Origin of the sequence: Psychrobacillus sp. OK032, assembly GCF_900111345.1 — a bacterium.
Taxonomy (GTDB): Bacteria; Bacillota; Bacilli; order Bacillales_A; family Planococcaceae; genus Psychrobacillus.
Window position 1 is genome coordinate 295898 of sequence record NZ_FOGY01000005.1, and the last position, 17915, is coordinate 313812.

Sequence of the window (17915 nt, forward strand, 5' to 3'; positions counted from 1 at the left end):
GAAATAGCCATACGATTGACAGCATTTGCTGTCTTAATCGCATTCACTGCATTTTTCGTTGCTAGTGAATTTGCAATTGTAAAAGTAAGAACGACAAGAATTGATCAGCTGATCGCTGAAGGAAACACTAGGGCAATAAATGCCAAAAAAGTCGTCTCTAATTTGGATGAATATTTATCTGCGTGTCAGCTCGGGATCACCATTACTGCCCTAGGTTTAGGGTGGCTTGGAGAACCGACAATAGAAGCGATATTACATCCAGTTTTCGAGTATTTTGTCCTACCGGAGAGTGTTACCTCCGTCCTTTCATTTATTATTGCATTTTCTCTTGTAACATTTATACATGTAGTTGTTGGGGAACTAACACCTAAAACAATGGCAATTCAAAAGTCGGAAGAAATTACATTGGCCGTTGCAAAACCGCTGATGATTTTTGACCGCCTAATGTACCCGGTTATTCACGGGATGAATGGGTCCGCGCGATTTTTAGCTACAAGAGTGTTTGGTTTAAAAGCCGTATCAGACTCGGAAGTGGCCCATTCAGAAGAAGAGCTTCGTATGATTCTTTCTGACAGCTTTAAAGGTGGAGAGATAAACCAAGCCGAATATAAATATGTAAATAAGATTTTTGAATTTGATGATCGTATTGCAAAAGAAATTATGGTTCCACGAACGGAAATTATTTCGATTGAAAAAGATTTAACACTAAACGAAGTATTTGAGTTAATAGGTGTGGAACAATATACAAGATATCCTGTCACTGATGGTGACAAAGACCATATAATTGGACTTGTTAATATGAAAAACTTATTAACAGCCTATATTAAAGATCCTGCAAATGCATCTACTCCAGTAATTGACTATATGCAGCCAATTATTCGGGTGATTGAAAATATGCCGATTGCTGATTTATTGCTTAAAATTCAAAGAGAACGTATTCATATGGCCATCCTAATGGATGAATATGGCGGTACCTCTGGTCTTGTTACAATTGAAGATATCATTGAAGAAATCGTTGGTGATATTCGCGATGAATTTGACACAGATGAACTTCCAGAAGTTCAAAAGATTGAAGAACATCATTTTATCATCGATGCAAAAATGTTAATTGAAAATGTCAATGAGCTCCTTGGCATTAATATCGATGAAGAAGATATCGATACAATTGGTGGTTGGTTCATGACAAAGAGCTTTGAAGCCGTTAAAGGTGAAAATATTGTCGAACAAGGATATGATTTCATGATAAAAGATATTGATGGCCATCATATTCAATACTTGGAAATTATTAAAGCCACTCCATTAAATGATGATTTAGAAGAAATATCGGAAGAACAATAAAAAATGATGCAATAATGTAAAACGACTCTCAAATTGAGGGTCGTTTTCGTATGCAATAAAATGTTGAAAAGAGGAAACACTTTGGAGCTATATACAAATTTACGTGAAGGGGAAAAAGGAGCTTGGATTAGTATTAGTATTTACTTACTGTTAAGTACTTTTAAACTTAGTGCGGGTTTTCTCGGTTCTTCTGAAGCGTTAAAAGCAGATGGATTAAATAACTTCACAGATATTATTGCATCTATTGCTATCCTAATCGGACTTCGAATTTCACAAAAACCACCAGATGATCATCATCAATATGGTCATTTACGTGCAGAAACTATTGCATCTTTAATTGCTGCTTTTATTATGGCGTCGATCGGAATTCAAGTAATTATTCAAGCGATACAACATATAACAAATCCAGTACAACAAACCCCCTCTATTTTAACTGCAGTTGTTGGACTCATTAGTGCAATTGCCATGTATGTTGTGTATAAATACAACTTAAAATTAGCTACTCGTATTAATAGTGCAGCGTTAAAAGCAGCTGCATATGACAATCGTTCAGATGCATTAGTTAGTATAGGCGCAACAATCGGGATATTAGGATCGATTTTTGGTTTTCCTATTTTAGATGGTATTACTGCATTAATAGTAGGATTCATTATAATTTATACGGCTTATACTATTTTTCATGAAGCTGCTTATACATTATCGGATGGATTCAATGTTGAAGAGGCGGAGGCATTATCTACTGTTGTAAACCGCGTACAAGGTGTAGAAACGTTAAAAGATTTTAAAGGTAGAATGCATGGTAATTTAATGTTTGTCGATTTAACTGTTACGGTAGATCCCAATCTTAACGTAATTGATAGTCACCGAATAACAGAAGAAATTGAGCAACGAATTATGAAAGTAAAGCCTTTTTCCGTAGTGCTCGTACATATTGAGCCTCATTTAGGGAAAGAGTGAGTAATTGATTGATCGATTTTCGGTCGTCATTGATCGATTATTGACTATGATTGATCGATTTTTCACCTTGAAGTTCGATTGATTCCTCATTTTTCACATTAAGAAAAGTGCTAGCACCGTCTAAGTACAAAACCTAATTGATCTTTTCCTCCAAAATATCTGAAACATTGGATATAGGGAATGGAAACTTATATACATTCTTATTCTTCAAGAAATGTGCAAACGCCTATGTCTGCCCCAGTCAGGCACGCTCTTCTGCTACGAGCTGAATTGATACTGAGTAAAAAAGTTTATACTTTCTTATCTTTCTAAAAAGGAAGTTCGCAATAGCTTTGCGAACTTCCTTTTCCCTTTATTGCCCACTTGGTTCTGTGAGTCCGTGTTTCACTGCATATAGCGCAGCTTGGGTTCGATCTTGGACTTGTAACTTAACGAATATATTCGATATATGCGTTTTCACTGTTTTTTCCGTTACAAATAAGGATGATGCTATTTCCCGATTGCTTTTTCCTTTTGTTAGCTCTGACAAAACATCCTGCTCTCTGGGAGTTAAAGGATGTTCCTCATGTGGCGAAAGGGGCAAGACTTCTACTTCTTTTTGAAGCTGAGAAGTGGCTTCTGGATGCAGTGTATTTTCTCCGCGCATTAATTTGCGGATAGCTTCAGCCAAGTCATCAGGTTCTATATCTTTTAATTGGTATCCTGCAGCTCCAGCTTTCAAGGCTGGGATAACGTGATCTCTATCAGAAAAACTCGTAAGCATTAAAATTTGAATTTGTGGATATTTTGCTTTAATACGCTTTGTAGCTTGAATGCCATCCATTTCTGGCATCACAAGATCCATTAATACAATATCAGGCTTTAAAGTAGCAGTCAGTTCCACCGCTTCTTTACCATTCGAGGCCTCACCTACTATATCCATATCTTTTTGCGTTTTTAAAAAGAACATTAAACCTCTTCTAACTACATGATGGTCGTCGGCGATTAATACTCGTATCATTTCTATCCCCCCTAATACGGTAAACGGACTAATATCTCCGTTCCTTTATCCCATTCGGTTACCCAATCTACTGTTCCACTAACTGAATATGCTCTATCTCTCATACTCTGCAAACCTAATGACCTGAGGCTGTTCAATTCATTCATATGAAATCCACGTCCTTCATCTTTTATGACTAGCAATACGTCTGTCGAAGTAATGGTTAAATATAGCTCTGCTTGTAGGACGCCTGAATGCTTCCGTACATTATTCATTGCTTCTTGCGCGATTCGGAACAAAGTTTCTTCAATTTTAACAGGTAAATTAATGACTCCTTTTACAGTCACATTCAGCGTTAGCCCTAATATATCTCCATATCCTTTAAGACCCTCTATTATTCCATTCTCTAACCCTTTCGGACGAAGCTGCCATATAAGTGCTCTCATTTCAGTTAAAGCTTCTTGCGTTAAATATTGGATTTCTTTAAATGTGTCCTTTACGTCTTGTTGCTCCGTCATTTCTATACCGCCTCTTGCAGTTAATGTGACGGAAAATAGTAATTGATTGACCGAATCATGTAAATCACGTGCGAGTCGATTTCTTTCCTGTACAAGTGCTACTTGCTGCTCTTGTTTCGTAAGTAAAATCCGCTTAATCGCGGATCCTATTTGAAAAGCAACAGACTCTAATAATGCAAGTTCTCCTTCTGAAAAACGAATCGTGTTTGGCGTTGCAACATTTAAGAGACCAAATCTCTCTTGTCCGGACTGCAAAGGAACTGTTGCATGATGTGTGATATTATTATAATCTTTGCTGCTACTCCTTCTAGAATGGACAATTCTTTTACACTCAATGATATTAGAAGCCTTGTCTAACTCGCTATTTTGAAATCTCGAAACACACCAGCAACCGCCTTTTTGCAAATGTCTACAATTATTTTGTTGTAATGCATTCGGCAAATTTTCATGGGCGATTAATTCTTGTTTTCCTTTTTCGTTGATAAAAAATATCCAACCGGTCTCGAATAACGTTCCTTCTAATAACTTTCGAAGTGCACCCTGAAGCATTTTCTCCATTTCGGTTTCTTCGTTTAGAAATTCTGCTATTTCTTTCAATAATTCAATATTTGAGAGTTCATTTAACTGCATGTAAACTCCTCCACCTTAGGTTCTCTTACTTTCCATCATATCATTTAATCGAACCTCACAGTATCTACATAGCTTCATACTTTTGACTGATAAATTTCCTTCCTCAGTATCAATACCAAATAAAAACCAGCCCCTTTGCAATATCAAAGGACTGGTTTTTAATTTGGATATATATTCGTGCTATCTAATTAACACGTATTAAAGTTTTTAGGAATAGATTCTCAAGTAAGTCTTCACTCGTCACTGAACGAATCATTGCTTGCATGTAATCATTGCGATCTATTTTGTTGTAGTTCCAAAAGAACCCTTTTGATTGTGTATATTCTTGTAGAAAAATACGAGTGGTGCGTCCGTTCCCTTCACGAAATGGATGTAGCATATTCAGCTCAGACTTAAAATAAGCCAATCTTTTGGCAGCAAGTACTAGGGAATCCCAGGCAGGTTCGTTTTGTAATTGATTGAATAGATCAGAAGCATATGCATCTAAAAACTGCACTTGGCAAAATCGTGTTGTACCCTTCATCAGTTGCACCTTTCGAAATTGACCAGCAAAACTGTAAATATCCTGAAAAAGTTGATAATGAAGATCGACAAAATCCTTTTTTGAAAAAGCAGTTATTTTATACGCACCCTGTTCAATTTGAGCTGCACGAATAGAAAAAGTAAAAGCTTCGGCTTGTTCTAACTCATCAAAATCGTTTATATCTAAAAGATTTGTTTTTAATAAATAGTCATCATTGTTAAATTCATTGTACTTTGCCATTTGCCAAGGCTTCCTTGATCAAAGTCGGCGTTATTATCTTACCGGAATTGACGATTTCGATAGCCTTTAGCTGAAGAGAATGACTTAAATATAAATTTTCAAGCTGCATATTTTTTAGTACACGATCAAACTCAGGAGAATTCAATTGAATTTGCTTCATGGAAATGTCCCCTCTCTATACCTTTAATTATAAGCGTTTCAACAGGATTTTTCCACTTATACAACTACATCTTCCTGCGCTAGCTCTTCGTAAAAAAGCATTTACTTTAGTCAAGGTAATGGGTATCCACTAGCCTCAAGCGCTCCCCTTGTTTAATCCTCTAAATACTTATTCATTTCAGTTGAGAAAGCTTCTTTTAGAAGTTCTAATTTTGTAATACTTTCTGCTTCTGACCCGCTGGTTACACCGAAATAATATTTTATTTTCGGCTCCGTTCCACTTGGTCGAACACAAACCCAGGAGCCATCGGCAAGGAAGTATTTTAACACATTCGATTTCGGTAATAAAATAGGCTCCGCTTTCCGACCATCCGTAAATGTTCGAAGGGACGTCGAATAATCTTCCTGGGACGAAATTTCGATGCCTGCAACTTCGGTTAACTGATTGATACGAACTTGTTCTAGTAAGTTTTTAATGGCATTCGCTCCACTTACTCCTTTTTTCGTAACAGATACAAGTCCTTCTAAATAATATCCATGTCGCTCGTATAAAGCATATAAAACGTCTAACAGTGTCATGCCTTTTTCTTTATAGAAAGCTGCAGCTTCTATAATTGCTAACACACTTTGAATTGCATCTTTGTCACGCGCAAAGCTTTTGATTAAATAACCATAGCTTTCTTCATAGCCAAACAAAAACTCGTATTCTTTCGTTTCTTCATATTGTTTAATCTTTTCACCTATAAATTTAAAGCCAGTTAACACATCTTCCGTACTTGCTCCATAATATTCGGCAATCACTCTTCCAAAATCAGAAGTTACTATCGTTTTAAACACACGACCGTTTGCGGGCATAGTCCCTTTTTCTTTTCGCTGTGTTAATAAGTACTCGATTAAAATTGCACCGGTTTGATTGCCAGTTAACAATTTGTATCCTTCTACTGTTTTCACCGCTAGCCCAACTCGGTCTCCGTCTGGATCCGCAGCAACTAGAATATCTGCATCGTGTTTTTCCCCATAACGAATTGCATATTCAAAAGCGCTCTGTTCTTCTGGATTTGGCGATTTTACTGTAGGAAACTCACCATTTGGTTCCATTTGCTCTTCTACATAATGTATATGCTCGTATCCAACTTCGCTTAAAATTCGTTTCACTGTCTTTCCAGACGCACCGTGTAGCGGAGTGAATACTACTTTTAAATCGGTAGTTGAAGCTAATGTAGGATTTTCTTGCACGGTTTTTAATTCATTAATATAAGCGCTATCCATGTCTTCGTCTAAATATGTAACTAAGCGATCATTAAAAGCATTTTGTGTTATTTGAAGTGCATCACCAGCGTCTGTAACGTAATGAATAACGGCATCTGCATCTTGTAAATTTAGCTGGGCTCCGTCTTCTCCGTATACTTTGTAACCATTATATTCCGGAGGATTATGGCTTGCAGTAACCACAATTCCCATAAATGCATTTAGTTTACGCACTGAAAATGACAGCTGTGGCGTCGTTCTAGGATCATTATACAAATAAGCTTGAATACCATTAGAAGCTAGTGTATTCGCTGCTTCGTTTGCGAATTCCGGAGAAAATCTACGACTATCATATGCAATAACTACACCACGTTTCATCGCATCTACTCCAGCAGTCTTAATATAAGCCGCAAGTCCTGTAGTAGCTTTACGAATCGTATATGTATTCATACGATTCGTCCCAGCTCCTATTTCTCCTCGCATTCCACCTGTACCAAATTCTAGATCGCGATAAAAAGCATCTTCCAAGCGTTTTTCATCTTTCGCTAACAGATGCAGGTCTTCTTTCCAAACAGATTCCAACTCAGCAAAATCATTCCATTGTTCGAACAATTGTTTATAAGACATTCGTTAAACACCCATTCCTCATTTTTTATAATCTATACCATAGACATCATGTCGACGATCTTTTAAATGCTTAACTGTTCCGTCTTGTCGTTGTCGTCTCAGTATTTCTAAATCGACATCTCCTATTAAAACCATTTCAACATTTGGTTCTGTTTCGCCTACAATACCGTCTCTCGCAAATTCAAAATCAGATGGAGCAAAAATGGCAGATTGTGCATATTGGATATCCATATTTTCGGTTTGTGGTAAGTTTCCTACTGTACCTGAAACAACCGTATAAATTTGATTTTCAACTGCGCGTGCTTGTGCGCAATAGCGAACACGTAAGTACCCTTGGCGATCCTCCGTACAGAACGGCGTAAAAATAATATTTGCTCCCATATCTGTTGCAATTCGCGCAAGCTCTGGGAATTCGATATCGTAACAAATTTGAATCGCAATTTTTCCACAATCAGTGTCAAATACTTGTACGGAATCTCCCGCACTAATGCCCCACCATTTGCGTTCGTTTGGTGTAATATGGATTTTATACTGCTTATCAATCGCACCATCTCGGTGAAATAAATACGCAATATTATATATTTCTTCATTCTCTTCTTCTACAAAGTGAGAACCAGCAATGATATTAATATTGTAGCGTACAGATAAATCTGCAAACAATTCCATGTACTGTGGAGTGTATTGCGTTAATTTACGAACTGCCTGACTCGGAGAGGATTCGTCTAAAAAAGACATCAGCTGTGTCGTGAAAATTTCCGGAAATACGACGAAATCAGATTGTGCATCTGAAGCGACATCTACAAAGTACTCACATTGATGAGCAAATTCTTCAAAGGAACTAATTTTACGCATCATATACTGCACTGCACAAATTCGCACTGGATAGCTAGTTTTAAAATGTCGCTTCGATAGTGGGATATAATCTACGTTATTCCATTCCATTAAAGTCGCATATTTTGCAGATGCTTTATCGTCAGGTAAATAGTTAGGGTTGATCCGCATTAAAGTGAAGCCGTTCATCAACTGGAAGGTTAATACTGGATCGTATATTTTATGACGAGAAACAGCCGTTACATATTCCCTCGGTGACATCTCGTTTGCATGTTTATGATAATTTGGGATGCGACCACCAATAATAATAGATTTTAAATTGAACTGCCTAGCAATATCTTTTCGACCTTCATACAGACGTTGACCGACTTTCATCCTTCTATATTCAGGATGAACCATTACTTCGATTCCGTATAAATTATATCCATCCGGATTATGATTCGTAATATAACCTGCGTCTGTTACGTCAGACCAAGAGTGACGGTCATCGTACTCATCAAAGTTAATGATTAGACTTGAGCATGAACCAATCACTTTCCCGTCCAATTCCGCTACTAATTGACCTTCTGGAAATATCGTTAAATGACTCCGTAAATGTGCTACTTCCCAAGGGTCCATTCCTGGAAAGCAAATACGCTGTATTTCTAAAATAGATTCAATATCAGAAAAAGTCGTTTGCCTTATAACCATACTTTTTTCAAATTGGGATAGATCAAATTCTTCCGACATAATATCCACTCCTCAAACTTTTCACTAATTTCTATTATATAACTCTTTTCCTCGCAGTTAAAATATTTTACATGTTTTCAAAGAACCCGTATACTTTGAATGGAGTTTATAAGAAAAGCGCAAGCGCCTATGTAAGAGGAATACAGTCTAAGTTCGAGACATCGTGGTGCTCCTGCGCAAAGCTCGTCGCAAAATAAAAGAACATTTCGCAACGACTGCATGACCCGTTCGTGCGGGGCCTGGAGGCAGCTCCCCCCAGCCACCACAAACGCTTTTGTTCCCATTTGACCCCGAGGGGCTAGGCGCTGGAGCTGAATCGATACAGAATAGAAAAGTTTTACTTTCTTAATTTTTAAAAAGGAGAAGCCTATGACAAAAAAAGTAGAAAATTTAATGTTATTTATGTGGGTAGTAGCTTTTACTGCAACACTTGGTTCGTTATATTTTTCAGAAATAAGGCAGTACGAGCCTTGTGAATTATGCTGGTATCAACGCATACTTATGTATCCACTCGTAGTGATAGTAGGAATTGCATACGTCCAAAAAAATGCAAAAATTGCAGTTACTTCTCTTGCTTTTTCCATTATTGGAGCTTGTATTTCCGCATACCATTATAGCATTCAAAAGTTAGACTTTATGCAAGATTCTGCTCCAGCTTGTGGTAGAGTGCCTTGTACCGGTGAGTACATAAATTATTTAGGATTTATTACGATTCCATTTTTAGCACTCATTGCATTTATTTTAATCGCAGTTAGCAGTGTAATGATTTTAAGAAGTATGAAGGAGGAAAAATAATTATGAAGAAATTAGCTATATTCGGCGGAATTATTGTCTTAGTTTTCGTATTAATTTTCGTATTGAATAGCCAAAAAAATAAACAAGCATTAACGGATAACCCTTATGACAAAGAAGACTTAAGCCAATCTACAATCGATTTAATAAAAGACCCTAACTATCAAAATATCATCCTTCCAGATGATCTAAAAAAGAAAATTGATAGCGGTGAGCCTGTTACAGCTTACTTCTTCAGCCCAGAATGTGTGCACTGTCAAGAAATGACACCAAGACTAACGCCACTCGCAGAGGAAAATAAAGTGGATATCGTAAAATATAATGTTCTTGAGTATGAACAAGGTTGGCAAGATTATTTAATCGAGGCTACACCGACAACTATTTATTTTAAAGATGGAAAAGAAGTAGCTAGAATGGTCGGTGCACAACCGGATGAAAATATTCAAGCGTTTTTTGATCAAGTTGTATTGAAATAACTAGAAAGGTCGTGTCATATAGACATGGCCTTTTTTAAAGGAGAAGGAAGAATGTTACATACTTTAACGTATACTGTACCAGAAGATGGACTGACGATTGAAGCAATTTTACAAGACAAATGGAAGCTAGGTAAAAAGCTGATCCATGATTTACGTATGCAAAAGGCAGTAAGTGATACTAGTGGAGAACTTTTACAATGGAAATTACCAAACAAAAAAGGGGACATACTCGTTTTTAAATGGGAAGGAGAGGCATCCAATTATCTTCCTTCCGCTCAAATTCCATTATATGTTGCATATGAGGATGAGTACTTATTAATAGCGTCCAAACCTCGTGGTGTTGCAACTCATCCTAACGATGACGGGCAAAATCATACATTTATGAATACCGTATCCCACTATTTATCAAGTAAAGGCCAAAGTTATGGTGAACATGTTCACCGAATTGATGAAGGCACGAAAGGTTTAGTCGTTGTAGCGAAAAATCCAATAGTCAAAGGTATGCTCGATCGCATGCTTGAAAATAAAACAATCATTCGCACATACGAGGCAATTGTAGAAGGTCAAGTGAAAAATCAACATGGTACTATCCGCGCTGCAATTGGAAATGATCGTCACCACCCTACGAGAAAGCGTGTATCGCCGTCAGGTCAACAAGCTATTACACATTATGAAGTGGTCGGCAGACATGACCAATATACAAAGGTACATGCTATTTTAGAAACAGGTCGCACCCATCAAATCCGTGTACATTTTGCTGATTTAGGCCACCCCATCGTTGGGGATGATCTGTATGGAGCTAAAAAAACACCGACGAAAACATATGAATTGCATGCATTTAAAGTGCAATTCGCTCACCCGATAACGGGGGAAATGATTGTGGTAGAAGATAGACGATGAAGAGTTGCCCGTTTTGTCATATCGGATTTATGGAAGAACAAGAAATTATTTTGAAAAATGAAAATTGTATGTTCCTTCAAGTACCACAAGAAGTTTTAATAGGATCTGGTCTTATTGTGCCTATCGTACATCGTGAAAACTTGTTTGACTTAACGGAAGATGAGTGGAACTCGACATTTTCGCTTTTACAGGAAGTGAAGACTCTATTGGATGAACGCTATAATCCTGATGGTTATAATGTAGGATGGAATAGTCAGCCCGCTGGTGGTCAACATATTATGCATGCACATCTTCATGTAATTCCTCGTTTTAAGGATGAACCTTTCGCTGGTAAAGGGATTAGATATTGGATAAAGGATACTAAAAATAAACGAGTATAGTACACTTTCTAAAATAATAGACCCAAAAAATCAGTATCAGAACTATTACCCTCTGATACTGATTTTTATTTGTTTATAAATATAATTCTTTCTTTGCACTTTCAACCGCCTGCATAAGCTCCTCATCTTTAACAAATGTCACATCGGGATCTACTTGTTCAGTTGGAGGTAGTTCAAACTCCACATAGGTGCAAGTCTCAATTGTTCAAACCAAATATCAATTTCACAAAAAGAAAAAGTATTGGCACGTCCGATACTTTTTCTTTTATAGTTTAAATCTGTATCTGAAAAATGATTACATGATTTATTTCTTTCACCTCGGGTATTAGTTAAATAGTGCATTGTCATTATTAAGAGGGAAGCGATATACTTGTTCGGATTTTCAGATTTACTATCGTTAATTGTTTCGGCTTTCATCATCTTGCCCATTGTTGTATTTTTGAGGGAAACTGGTTACTTAATAGTTAGTAAAATAATTGGTGTTGAGAACCCAAGGCTTACCATCGGATCAGGTCCTCGGATTATTAAAATAGGAATTTTTGACGTTCGAAAATATTATCATCTATACAGTTGGTTTTCTTATGATGCTATAAAAAGAAAAAGTAAGTTTGCTTATATCTGTATTTACGCTGGACCTATTCTCGTTAATCTCTTACTTGCATTAATCCTTAATGCGCTTTTAGCGAATGGAATTCTGCAAGAACATCAGACTTTTTGGGAACGTTTAATTTTTTATGCGTTTTATTATGTTCTATTTGATTTGGTTCCTATGAAAACATTAAATGGTATGCCTAACAATGGAATGATTATTTATGAAATATTCCGACACGGTAAACGAACCGATTATTGTCAGGAACCTTTTATCCCGACAACAACTGGAGTAGAAAAAGAATATCAGGAACAAATGAAACATATAGAGGAAGAGAAAGGTAAATCCCATAAATAGAAATAATTCATGTGACTCTTGCTCCTTATCAAAACTAAAATGTGTCCGGATCCATGCCGGTTCTTTCATCTAAATTTAGTGCATCGATTTGTTTTATATCTTCAAATGATAATTCAAAATCAAATAACTCTGCATTTTCTATTATTCTAGCAGGTGTCACTGATTTTGGAATAACGATTAAATCATTCTGCAAGTGCCAGCGAATAATTACTTGTGCTGTTGACTTACCATATTTTGCACTAATACTTTTTAAAGTAGGTTCATCAAGTAGTCCGCCTCTTGCTAGTGGTGACCAAGAAGTAATGGCAATCCCTTTTTCTGCACAATAATTTCTAAGATCCACTTGCGATAATTTTGGGTGACATTCAATCTGATTGACCATCGGTTGTATATTGGCTTTTGCTGCAATTGTTTCTAGATGTTGTTGGTGGTGATTAGAAACACCCGTTGCCCGAATTAGTTTTTCTTCATATAAACGCTCGATTGCGCGGTATGTGTCAACGAACGTTTCTTTTACTGGCCAATGGGTTAAGTACAAATCTACATAATCTAACCCAAGAAGCTCGAGTGATTTTTCAAAAGCTTTTAGTGTTTGATCGTATCCTTGATCTGTATTCCACACTTTTGTTGTGATGAAAATATCCTCTCTTGCAAGCTTAGAATTACGAACTGCTTCTCCGACTTCTTTCTCGTTTGCATAAAGAGAAGCCGTGTCAATATGACGATAGCCATTATCTAGTGCAGTGGATATTGCTTGCAAAGCAATATCAGGTTCGGTCATTTTGTAAACCCCTAAACCAATACGTGGCATCTCTACGCCATTTGCTAATTGTTTTGTTGAATCCATATGTAATTCCATGTCCCTCATCCTTTCTTTAAAAGAAAACGACTGAAAAAATCAGTCGTTTTTCCTTTGTTTCATAGAAGAAGTATCGTCTGATTGCGCTGGGTCAGATACTCGATGATCTTTTTCGAGTTCGTTATCATCACGAAGCTTCTCCATTTGTTTTCCTAGTTGCTTTACCTCTTCCATATTTGTTGCCATTGAACCGTTTTCTGGACCATTTTTCAAATTACTCATTTAAAAAATCACTCCTTTTCTTTATCCTAGTAGAATTATGTGGCAGATGCAACTCTTTAGGTGAACGATTTTCGTCTTAAAATTCAAGTTTAGCAATATTTCTTTTTAGCCTAAAGTAGGGTATACTTATTACAGAATATACTGGAGGAGGCGCTTAATATGAGATTAATCCTAGTTCTTGGCGTTTGTGTAGCATTCCTTTCTGCCATCTTCACTGCAGGATACGATGATAAACCAGGTGCAGCTAAAAAATAAGAAAATATGTAAAACGGACGATGCCTTTATAGGCTCGTCCGTTTTTTAGTGTAGATTAGGATAATCTTGTTGTCTTAACGCTTCATATATTAAAATTGCAGCCGTGTTTGATAAATTTAGTGAACGAATATTATCATTCATTGGGATTCTAAGCGCTCGGTCTGGATGAGCATCAATCAGTTCGCGCGGCAATCCTTTTGTTTCACGCCCAAAAATAAAGAAATGATCTTTCTCCGCGTCACTAAAGTTATAGGTCGTGTGTGGCTTTGCTCCAAACTTAGTGATCAAATAGTATTCAGAATCTGGATGTGCCTCAAAAAACTCATCTAACCCATCATAATACGTAATATCTACATGCTCCCAATAGTCTAACCCAGCTCGTTTTAGCATTTTGTCATCTGTTGAAAATCCAAGTGGTCTAATTAAATGTAATTTTGCCCCTGTTCCTGCGCAAGTTCTAGCAATATTCCCTGTGTTTGCAGGGATTTCTGGTTGATATAATACGATATTAATACTCAACATTTCCACTTCCTATTTCTCGATTGTATAAAACTCTAAGCCTTTTTTAATTTCTTCCAGTACTTCTTCTACTTTTTCTGTCTGCTCCGCTTTTTTCAATGCAGTTAGACCTTCGTCTGTATTAATCTTTCCGATTGCCCAAGCTGCTGTTCCTCTTATAACTGGACGAGCATCATTCTCCATAAGCTCTATCAGTGTAGGTACAGCAGATACTTCTTTAAAGTGTGCAAGCGCCAATATTGCATTTCGCTGAATCGGATTTTTCCCTCTCCATGCACCAGACATATGTCCATAAGTTTCTTTAAACGTACGATTTGTCATATTCAATAATGGCAGAAGGAGCGGTTTCACAAGCTCTGGATCTGGTGTAAATGCTTCTTGATGCAAATTCGCTATTCCTTTATTTTTCGGACAAATTGTTTGGCAAGTGTCGCAGCCATAAACTCGATTCCCTATTTTAGCTCGAAACTCATCTGGCACCTTCGTTTTGGTCTGTGTGATAAATGCTATACAACGCTGCGCATTTAACTGTCCACCTTCAATTAAAGCTCCTGTTGGACAAATATCTAAACAAAGCCTGCAATCCCCACATTGATCCTCCATTTGCTCACTCGGTGCAAACGGAATAGACGTAATCATCTCCCCTAAATACACATAGGAACCAAATTCAGGGGTAATAATCGCACAGTTTTTCGCACTCCATCCGATTCCAGCACGTTCTGCAACGGCACGATCCGACAACTCACCGGTGTCTACCATAGAACGCAGACTTGCATGCGGTATATGCGTTAATATATATAACTCTAAAAGGGCAAGCTTCTCTCGTAAAACGGTGTGATAATCCATTCCCCAAGAAGCTCTCGCGAAGATTCCACGTCGTGCACCTTTTATACTTTTCGGAGCATCTTTCATTTTCGATGGGTATGCTATGGCAATCGAAATAATACTCTCTGCTTCAGATAGCAAGAGCTGTGGTTGCGTTCTTTTTTCAATATCCGGTTCTTCAAAACCCGATGCATATCCTAACTCTTGTTGGCGCACTAATCTATTTTTCAATTCTTTAAATGGAGAAGCAGACGTAAATCCAATTTTATCAATTCCTATGCTCGCTGCGTATTCTATTAGTTGTTGTTGAAACTGAATAATATTCACGTTTGATCTCCTTTCTTTATGATACACTTAAGAAAATAGTTGTAAGGATGGTTGCTATGATTATTACATTAGATGATTCTTTATTGCAAATTGAACCTAACTTTAAAATAGGCATTATTCATTATACCAAAATTGTCGTTTCTTCTTCTCCTCAAATGCTTAAAGGTCGTCTCCAATTATTTCAAGAACAGCTTTTCTTTGAAATGGAAGAGAAAAAAGTTACAGAATTTGAAGGCATAAAAGAATGGCGAGCTTTGTGGAAAAAGTTTGGGGCTGATCCTAACAGATACCGCCACTCAGCTGAAGCGTTATATCGAAGAATTTCAAAACAAAATTATATCACACCTATACATTCTGCAGTAGATTTAAATAACTTCTTCTCAATACAATATGAACTGCCATTTGGCATTTACGACAGTAACAAAATACAAGAAGATATTACCATCTCCCTCGGAACGGAAAACTCCGAATATAAAGGATTGAATGGACGAGAAAATGTACTAAAAAATATCGTTGTCCTTCATGATGCAACTGGAGCATTTGGAAGTCCTTTTGTGGATTCAATAAGAACTGCCGTTACAGAAAATACTACTGAAGCAATACAAGTCGTTTTTCTTCGCCCTTCCATAGGTAAGGAAGAAGGAGAAAAGCTACTAAATTCAATAAGCGATATGTTCCATCAAATACATGGTGGAGATGTAAACTCTACAGTATTATCTAATGAAAATAAAGAATGGAGGAACTGATTCATGTCTAATATCACGCTAGCTGAAGCTGTTAAGCTAAAAAGTATATTACTAAAAAGAGTTCATGAACTGGAAGAGGAAATAATGCGAGTTGCATATACAGTAATTGAAAAAGACAGCGTTCCAGAAGTAGGTCCTCGAAATGTAGCAAATGTAGACTTGGAATTGACCGAAACAAGAAAAGATATTAGAACGCTCGACAAACTCATTTATGAAGCAAATGTTCAACATACCGTTTCGTTTAAGGATAAAGAATACACAATTGTTGAAGCAATCGAACTAGCTACACAAATGCGTGCCCAAGCGAGAATTTATAAACAGCTAGGGGCAGCTGAAAAACAAGTAGTACAATACGGTTATGGTGATGGCACTACATATGTACAAGTCGCTTTATTCGAACCGGAAAATTATCGTTTGAAGGCTCTTCAATATGAAAAAGATGCAAATAAGTTATCCGGAAATATAAACGCAAAAAATTATTCCATTACCATCAATTTTGATGATGAAAAATATGCGTAATCCTTGGTAAGGTGAGACTCCTTACCAAGGCATAGTTAGGAAATCACTCTCAAATTGAATTAGACAAACCAATGACCTCTAACCTTTCACTTTGTGACCAATAACTAATGACTACCTATTTGCAATTGCAAACGATAACCAATTAGTGTGTTTCCCGATTTCCTACTATGAAAAACGCTCCTACCACTTTTTTGTGGAGGAGCGTTCTTTAAAACATAATGGTCTTGAATTATCCTAAAATTATACATAGAAAATGGGGAATTGGCATGGCGATTAATATTTGGTTCAATAGATGGTTTTCAACTGTAGCACATTATATGGATATGATTCGACATAACCCAGATCAACAAGAGTTTGTTATTTACGGTACACACCCTAACCCAGATACTGTATATTTTAAAAATTGTGATGTATCTGGAACAGAACCTGATATTGGTGGGGAAGAATATCTTCAATTCTGTTTAAAGTACTGTTTGCAAAATAATATTCATGTATTTGTTCCTCGAAAAGAAAATGTCCTCATTGCACAGAACTTAAACAAGTTTGAAGAGATTGGTGTTAAAGTTTTAGTATGTCCTATCGGTGAATTAATGAAACTGATGGATGATAAAGCAGCTATGTATCGTTCCTTAGAGAATATTGAAAAAGAAGGTCATTTTATAGTTCATATCCCTTCCTACCGAATTGTAAACGATGCGGATGGCTTCAAACAGGCTTATGATGAATTAAGTAAAGATAATACGAAACTATGTATTAAACCAATAGTAGGAGAAGGAGCAAGTGGATTCCGTATTATTGATGATATTTCAGATACTATTCCTTTCTTATTTAACACTGCTTCTTCCCAAAAGATCTCTTTTGAAACAGTTTATAAAGTATTGCAAACACAAGAACGTTTTCCAGATTTAATGGTATTAGAATATCTAGATGGCTATGAATATAGTATTGATTGTTTAGCTGGAGCAGACGGAACATTAAACGTTGCTATTCCTAGAAAGAAAGGGAATGGTCGTATACGAGAAATTGAGTACAATGAAGAACTAATAGAAATTGCCGAGAAAATAGCTAAACAATATAAAATTCCTTTTGTTTTCAATATTCAAGTCAGATATAAAGATGGCATTCCTAAACTATTGGAAATTAACCCTCGAATGAGTGGAGGATTACACATTAGTTGCCTGGCAGGTATTAATATTCCATATTATGCAGTTAAGCTATTACTTGGAGGCAAAATAGAACCATTTTCAATTAAATATGATGTGAAAGCAACTCATATAGAACAATCTGTCGTTTTATCTTAAACTTCAATAATCGGAGTAAAAACCAATACAACACGATTAAATTAACACTATGAAAAGTATTTCCAAGCA

20 protein-coding genes are annotated in these 17915 nt (G+C 36.6%); 10 read left to right on the top strand and 10 right to left on the bottom strand.

From position 1 onward, the window contains the following. Positions 1-15 precede the first annotated feature (15 nt). Entirely contained in the window at positions 16-1338 is a 1323-nt protein-coding gene (locus tag BMZ04_RS12120; RefSeq protein ID WP_093270720.1) for a hemolysin family protein, read from the top strand. A gap of 81 nt (positions 1339-1419) precedes the next feature. Continuing rightward, positions 1420-2295: a cation diffusion facilitator family transporter gene (locus BMZ04_RS12125; protein ID WP_093270564.1), complete on the top strand. Its 876-nt coding sequence runs from the start codon at positions 1420-1422 to the stop codon at positions 2293-2295. 352 nt (positions 2296-2647) lie between these two features. On the opposite strand, the gene BMZ04_RS12130 is transcribed toward BMZ04_RS12125, so the two are convergent. The 6 genes from BMZ04_RS12130 to BMZ04_RS12155 all read right to left on the bottom strand — a co-directional run bounded on the left by BMZ04_RS12130 (position 2648) and on the right by BMZ04_RS12155 (position 8779). Next, positions 2648-3295, bottom strand: a complete 648-nt coding sequence (locus BMZ04_RS12130) for a response regulator transcription factor (RefSeq protein WP_093270567.1) — start codon at positions 3293-3295, stop codon at positions 2648-2650. Between the two features lie 11 nt (positions 3296-3306). After that, a complete protein-coding gene (locus tag BMZ04_RS12135) occupies positions 3307-4422 on the bottom strand; it encodes a GAF domain-containing sensor histidine kinase (RefSeq protein WP_093270570.1) in 1116 nt (371 codons plus the stop codon). Between the two features lie 184 nt (positions 4423-4606). Further along, positions 4607-5185 (bottom strand): Fic/DOC family protein, encoded by a 579-nt coding sequence (locus tag BMZ04_RS12140; RefSeq protein ID WP_093270573.1) that lies wholly within the window; start codon positions 5183-5185, stop codon positions 4607-4609. After that, entirely contained in the window at positions 5169-5345 is a 177-nt protein-coding gene (locus BMZ04_RS12145) for a Zn-dependent hydrolase (RefSeq protein ID WP_093270575.1), read from the bottom strand. Before BMZ04_RS12145 ends, BMZ04_RS12140 begins: the two co-directional genes overlap by 17 nt. Positions 5346-5497: 152 nt before the next feature. After that, positions 5498-7219: a phospho-sugar mutase gene (locus BMZ04_RS12150; protein WP_093270578.1), complete on the bottom strand. Its 1722-nt coding sequence runs from the start codon at positions 7217-7219 to the stop codon at positions 5498-5500. Positions 7220-7237: 18 nt separating this feature from the next. Beyond that, entirely contained in the window at positions 7238-8779 is a 1542-nt protein-coding gene (locus BMZ04_RS12155) for a carbon-nitrogen hydrolase family protein (RefSeq protein WP_093270584.1), read from the bottom strand. Between the two features lie 369 nt (positions 8780-9148). Between BMZ04_RS12155 and BMZ04_RS12160 the strand changes: the two genes are divergently transcribed. From BMZ04_RS12160 to BMZ04_RS12180, 5 genes are all read left to right on the top strand, one after another. Further along, positions 9149-9574, top strand: coding sequence for a disulfide formation protein C (locus BMZ04_RS12160; protein ID WP_093270587.1), 426 nt, complete (start codon positions 9149-9151; stop codon positions 9572-9574). 2 nt (positions 9575-9576) lie between these two features. Continuing rightward, on the top strand, positions 9577-10047 hold the full coding sequence (locus tag BMZ04_RS12165; protein ID WP_093270590.1) for a thioredoxin family protein: 471 nt from the start codon (positions 9577-9579) through the stop codon (positions 10045-10047). A 51-nt stretch (positions 10048-10098) separates the two neighbouring features. After that, positions 10099-10947 (top strand): RluA family pseudouridine synthase, encoded by an 849-nt coding sequence (locus tag BMZ04_RS12170; RefSeq protein WP_093270593.1) that lies wholly within the window; start codon positions 10099-10101, stop codon positions 10945-10947. A 29-nt stretch (positions 10948-10976) separates the two neighbouring features. After that, entirely contained in the window at positions 10977-11327 is a 351-nt protein-coding gene (locus BMZ04_RS12175) for an HIT family protein (protein ID WP_369802661.1), read from the top strand. 370 nt (positions 11328-11697) lie between these two features. Then, positions 11698-12273, top strand: a complete 576-nt coding sequence (locus BMZ04_RS12180; protein ID WP_093270599.1) for a hypothetical protein — start codon at positions 11698-11700, stop codon at positions 12271-12273. A 34-nt stretch (positions 12274-12307) separates the two neighbouring features. Here BMZ04_RS12180 and BMZ04_RS12185 read toward each other — a convergent pair whose 3' ends face one another. The 4 genes from BMZ04_RS12185 to queG all read right to left on the bottom strand — a co-directional run bounded on the left by BMZ04_RS12185 (position 12308) and on the right by queG (position 15280). Continuing rightward, entirely contained in the window at positions 12308-13132 is an 825-nt protein-coding gene (locus BMZ04_RS12185) for an aldo/keto reductase (RefSeq protein ID WP_093270602.1), read from the bottom strand. A gap of 39 nt (positions 13133-13171) precedes the next feature. Continuing rightward, complete coding sequence (locus tag BMZ04_RS12190) at positions 13172-13354, bottom strand: hypothetical protein (RefSeq protein ID WP_093270605.1); 183 nt, start codon at positions 13352-13354, stop codon at positions 13172-13174. A gap of 300 nt (positions 13355-13654) precedes the next feature. Continuing rightward, positions 13655-14131 carry a tRNA (uridine(34)/cytosine(34)/5-carboxymethylaminomethyluridine(34)-2'-O)-methyltransferase TrmL gene (gene trmL / locus BMZ04_RS12195; RefSeq protein WP_177184424.1) on the bottom strand — a complete coding sequence of 159 codons (477 nt, stop codon included), beginning with the start codon at positions 14129-14131 and terminating at the stop codon, positions 13655-13657. Between the two features lie 9 nt (positions 14132-14140). Beyond that, a complete protein-coding gene (gene queG / locus BMZ04_RS12200) occupies positions 14141-15280 on the bottom strand; it encodes a tRNA epoxyqueuosine(34) reductase QueG (RefSeq protein WP_093270608.1) in 1140 nt (379 codons plus the stop codon). Positions 15281-15336: 56 nt separating this feature from the next. Here queG and BMZ04_RS12205 point away from each other — a divergent pair, with 56 nt between their 5' ends. The 3 genes from BMZ04_RS12205 (at position 15337) to BMZ04_RS12215 (ending at position 17846) form a co-directional block, all read left to right on the top strand. Further along, positions 15337-16026 carry a B3/B4 domain-containing protein gene (locus BMZ04_RS12205; RefSeq protein WP_093270611.1) on the top strand — a complete coding sequence of 230 codons (690 nt, stop codon included), beginning with the start codon at positions 15337-15339 and terminating at the stop codon, positions 16024-16026. A gap of 3 nt (positions 16027-16029) precedes the next feature. Then, positions 16030-16545 carry a hypothetical protein gene (locus tag BMZ04_RS12210; RefSeq protein WP_093270614.1) on the top strand — a complete coding sequence of 172 codons (516 nt, stop codon included), beginning with the start codon at positions 16030-16032 and terminating at the stop codon, positions 16543-16545. 266 nt (positions 16546-16811) lie between these two features. Next, positions 16812-17846 carry an ATP-grasp domain-containing protein gene (locus BMZ04_RS12215; protein WP_093270617.1) on the top strand — a complete coding sequence of 345 codons (1035 nt, stop codon included), beginning with the start codon at positions 16812-16814 and terminating at the stop codon, positions 17844-17846. The last annotated feature ends 69 nt before the right edge of the window (positions 17847-17915 follow it).

Excerpts from the sequence above, each read along its gene's own strand:
- BMZ04_RS12160 (WP_093270587.1), top strand. The coding sequence starts at position 9,149 with ATGACAAAAAAAGTAGAAAATTTAATGTTATTTATGTGGGTAGTAGCT.
- BMZ04_RS12210 (WP_093270614.1), top strand. The coding sequence starts at position 16,030 with ATGTCTAATATCACGCTAGCTGAAGCTGTTAAGCTAAAAAGTATATTA.
- BMZ04_RS12140 (WP_093270573.1), bottom strand. The coding sequence starts at position 5,185 with ATGGCAAAGTACAATGAATTTAACAATGATGACTATTTATTAAAAACA.
- BMZ04_RS12205 (WP_093270611.1), top strand. The coding sequence starts at position 15,337 with ATGATTATTACATTAGATGATTCTTTATTGCAAATTGAACCTAACTTT.
- BMZ04_RS12175 (WP_369802661.1), top strand. The coding sequence starts at position 10,977 with ATGGAAGAACAAGAAATTATTTTGAAAAATGAAAATTGTATGTTCCTT.
- BMZ04_RS12130 (WP_093270567.1), bottom strand. The coding sequence starts at position 3,295 with ATGATACGAGTATTAATCGCCGACGACCATCATGTAGTTAGAAGAGGT.
- BMZ04_RS12165 (WP_093270590.1), top strand. The coding sequence starts at position 9,577 with ATGAAGAAATTAGCTATATTCGGCGGAATTATTGTCTTAGTTTTCGTA.
- trmL (WP_177184424.1), bottom strand. The coding sequence starts at position 14,131 with ATGTTGAGTATTAATATCGTATTATATCAACCAGAAATCCCTGCAAAC.
- BMZ04_RS12150 (WP_093270578.1), bottom strand. The coding sequence starts at position 7,219 with ATGTCTTATAAACAATTGTTCGAACAATGGAATGATTTTGCTGAGTTG.
- BMZ04_RS12145 (WP_093270575.1), bottom strand. The coding sequence starts at position 5,345 with ATGAAGCAAATTCAATTGAATTCTCCTGAGTTTGATCGTGTACTAAAA.
- BMZ04_RS12155 (WP_093270584.1), bottom strand. The coding sequence starts at position 8,779 with ATGTCGGAAGAATTTGATCTATCCCAATTTGAAAAAAGTATGGTTATA.
- BMZ04_RS12185 (WP_093270602.1), bottom strand. The coding sequence starts at position 13,132 with ATGGAATTACATATGGATTCAACAAAACAATTAGCAAATGGCGTAGAG.
- BMZ04_RS12190 (WP_093270605.1), bottom strand. The coding sequence starts at position 13,354 with ATGAGTAATTTGAAAAATGGTCCAGAAAACGGTTCAATGGCAACAAAT.
- BMZ04_RS12215 (WP_093270617.1), top strand. The coding sequence starts at position 16,812 with ATGGCGATTAATATTTGGTTCAATAGATGGTTTTCAACTGTAGCACAT.
- BMZ04_RS12170 (WP_093270593.1), top strand. The coding sequence starts at position 10,099 with ATGTTACATACTTTAACGTATACTGTACCAGAAGATGGACTGACGATT.
- BMZ04_RS12135 (WP_093270570.1), bottom strand. The coding sequence starts at position 4,422 with ATGCAGTTAAATGAACTCTCAAATATTGAATTATTGAAAGAAATAGCA.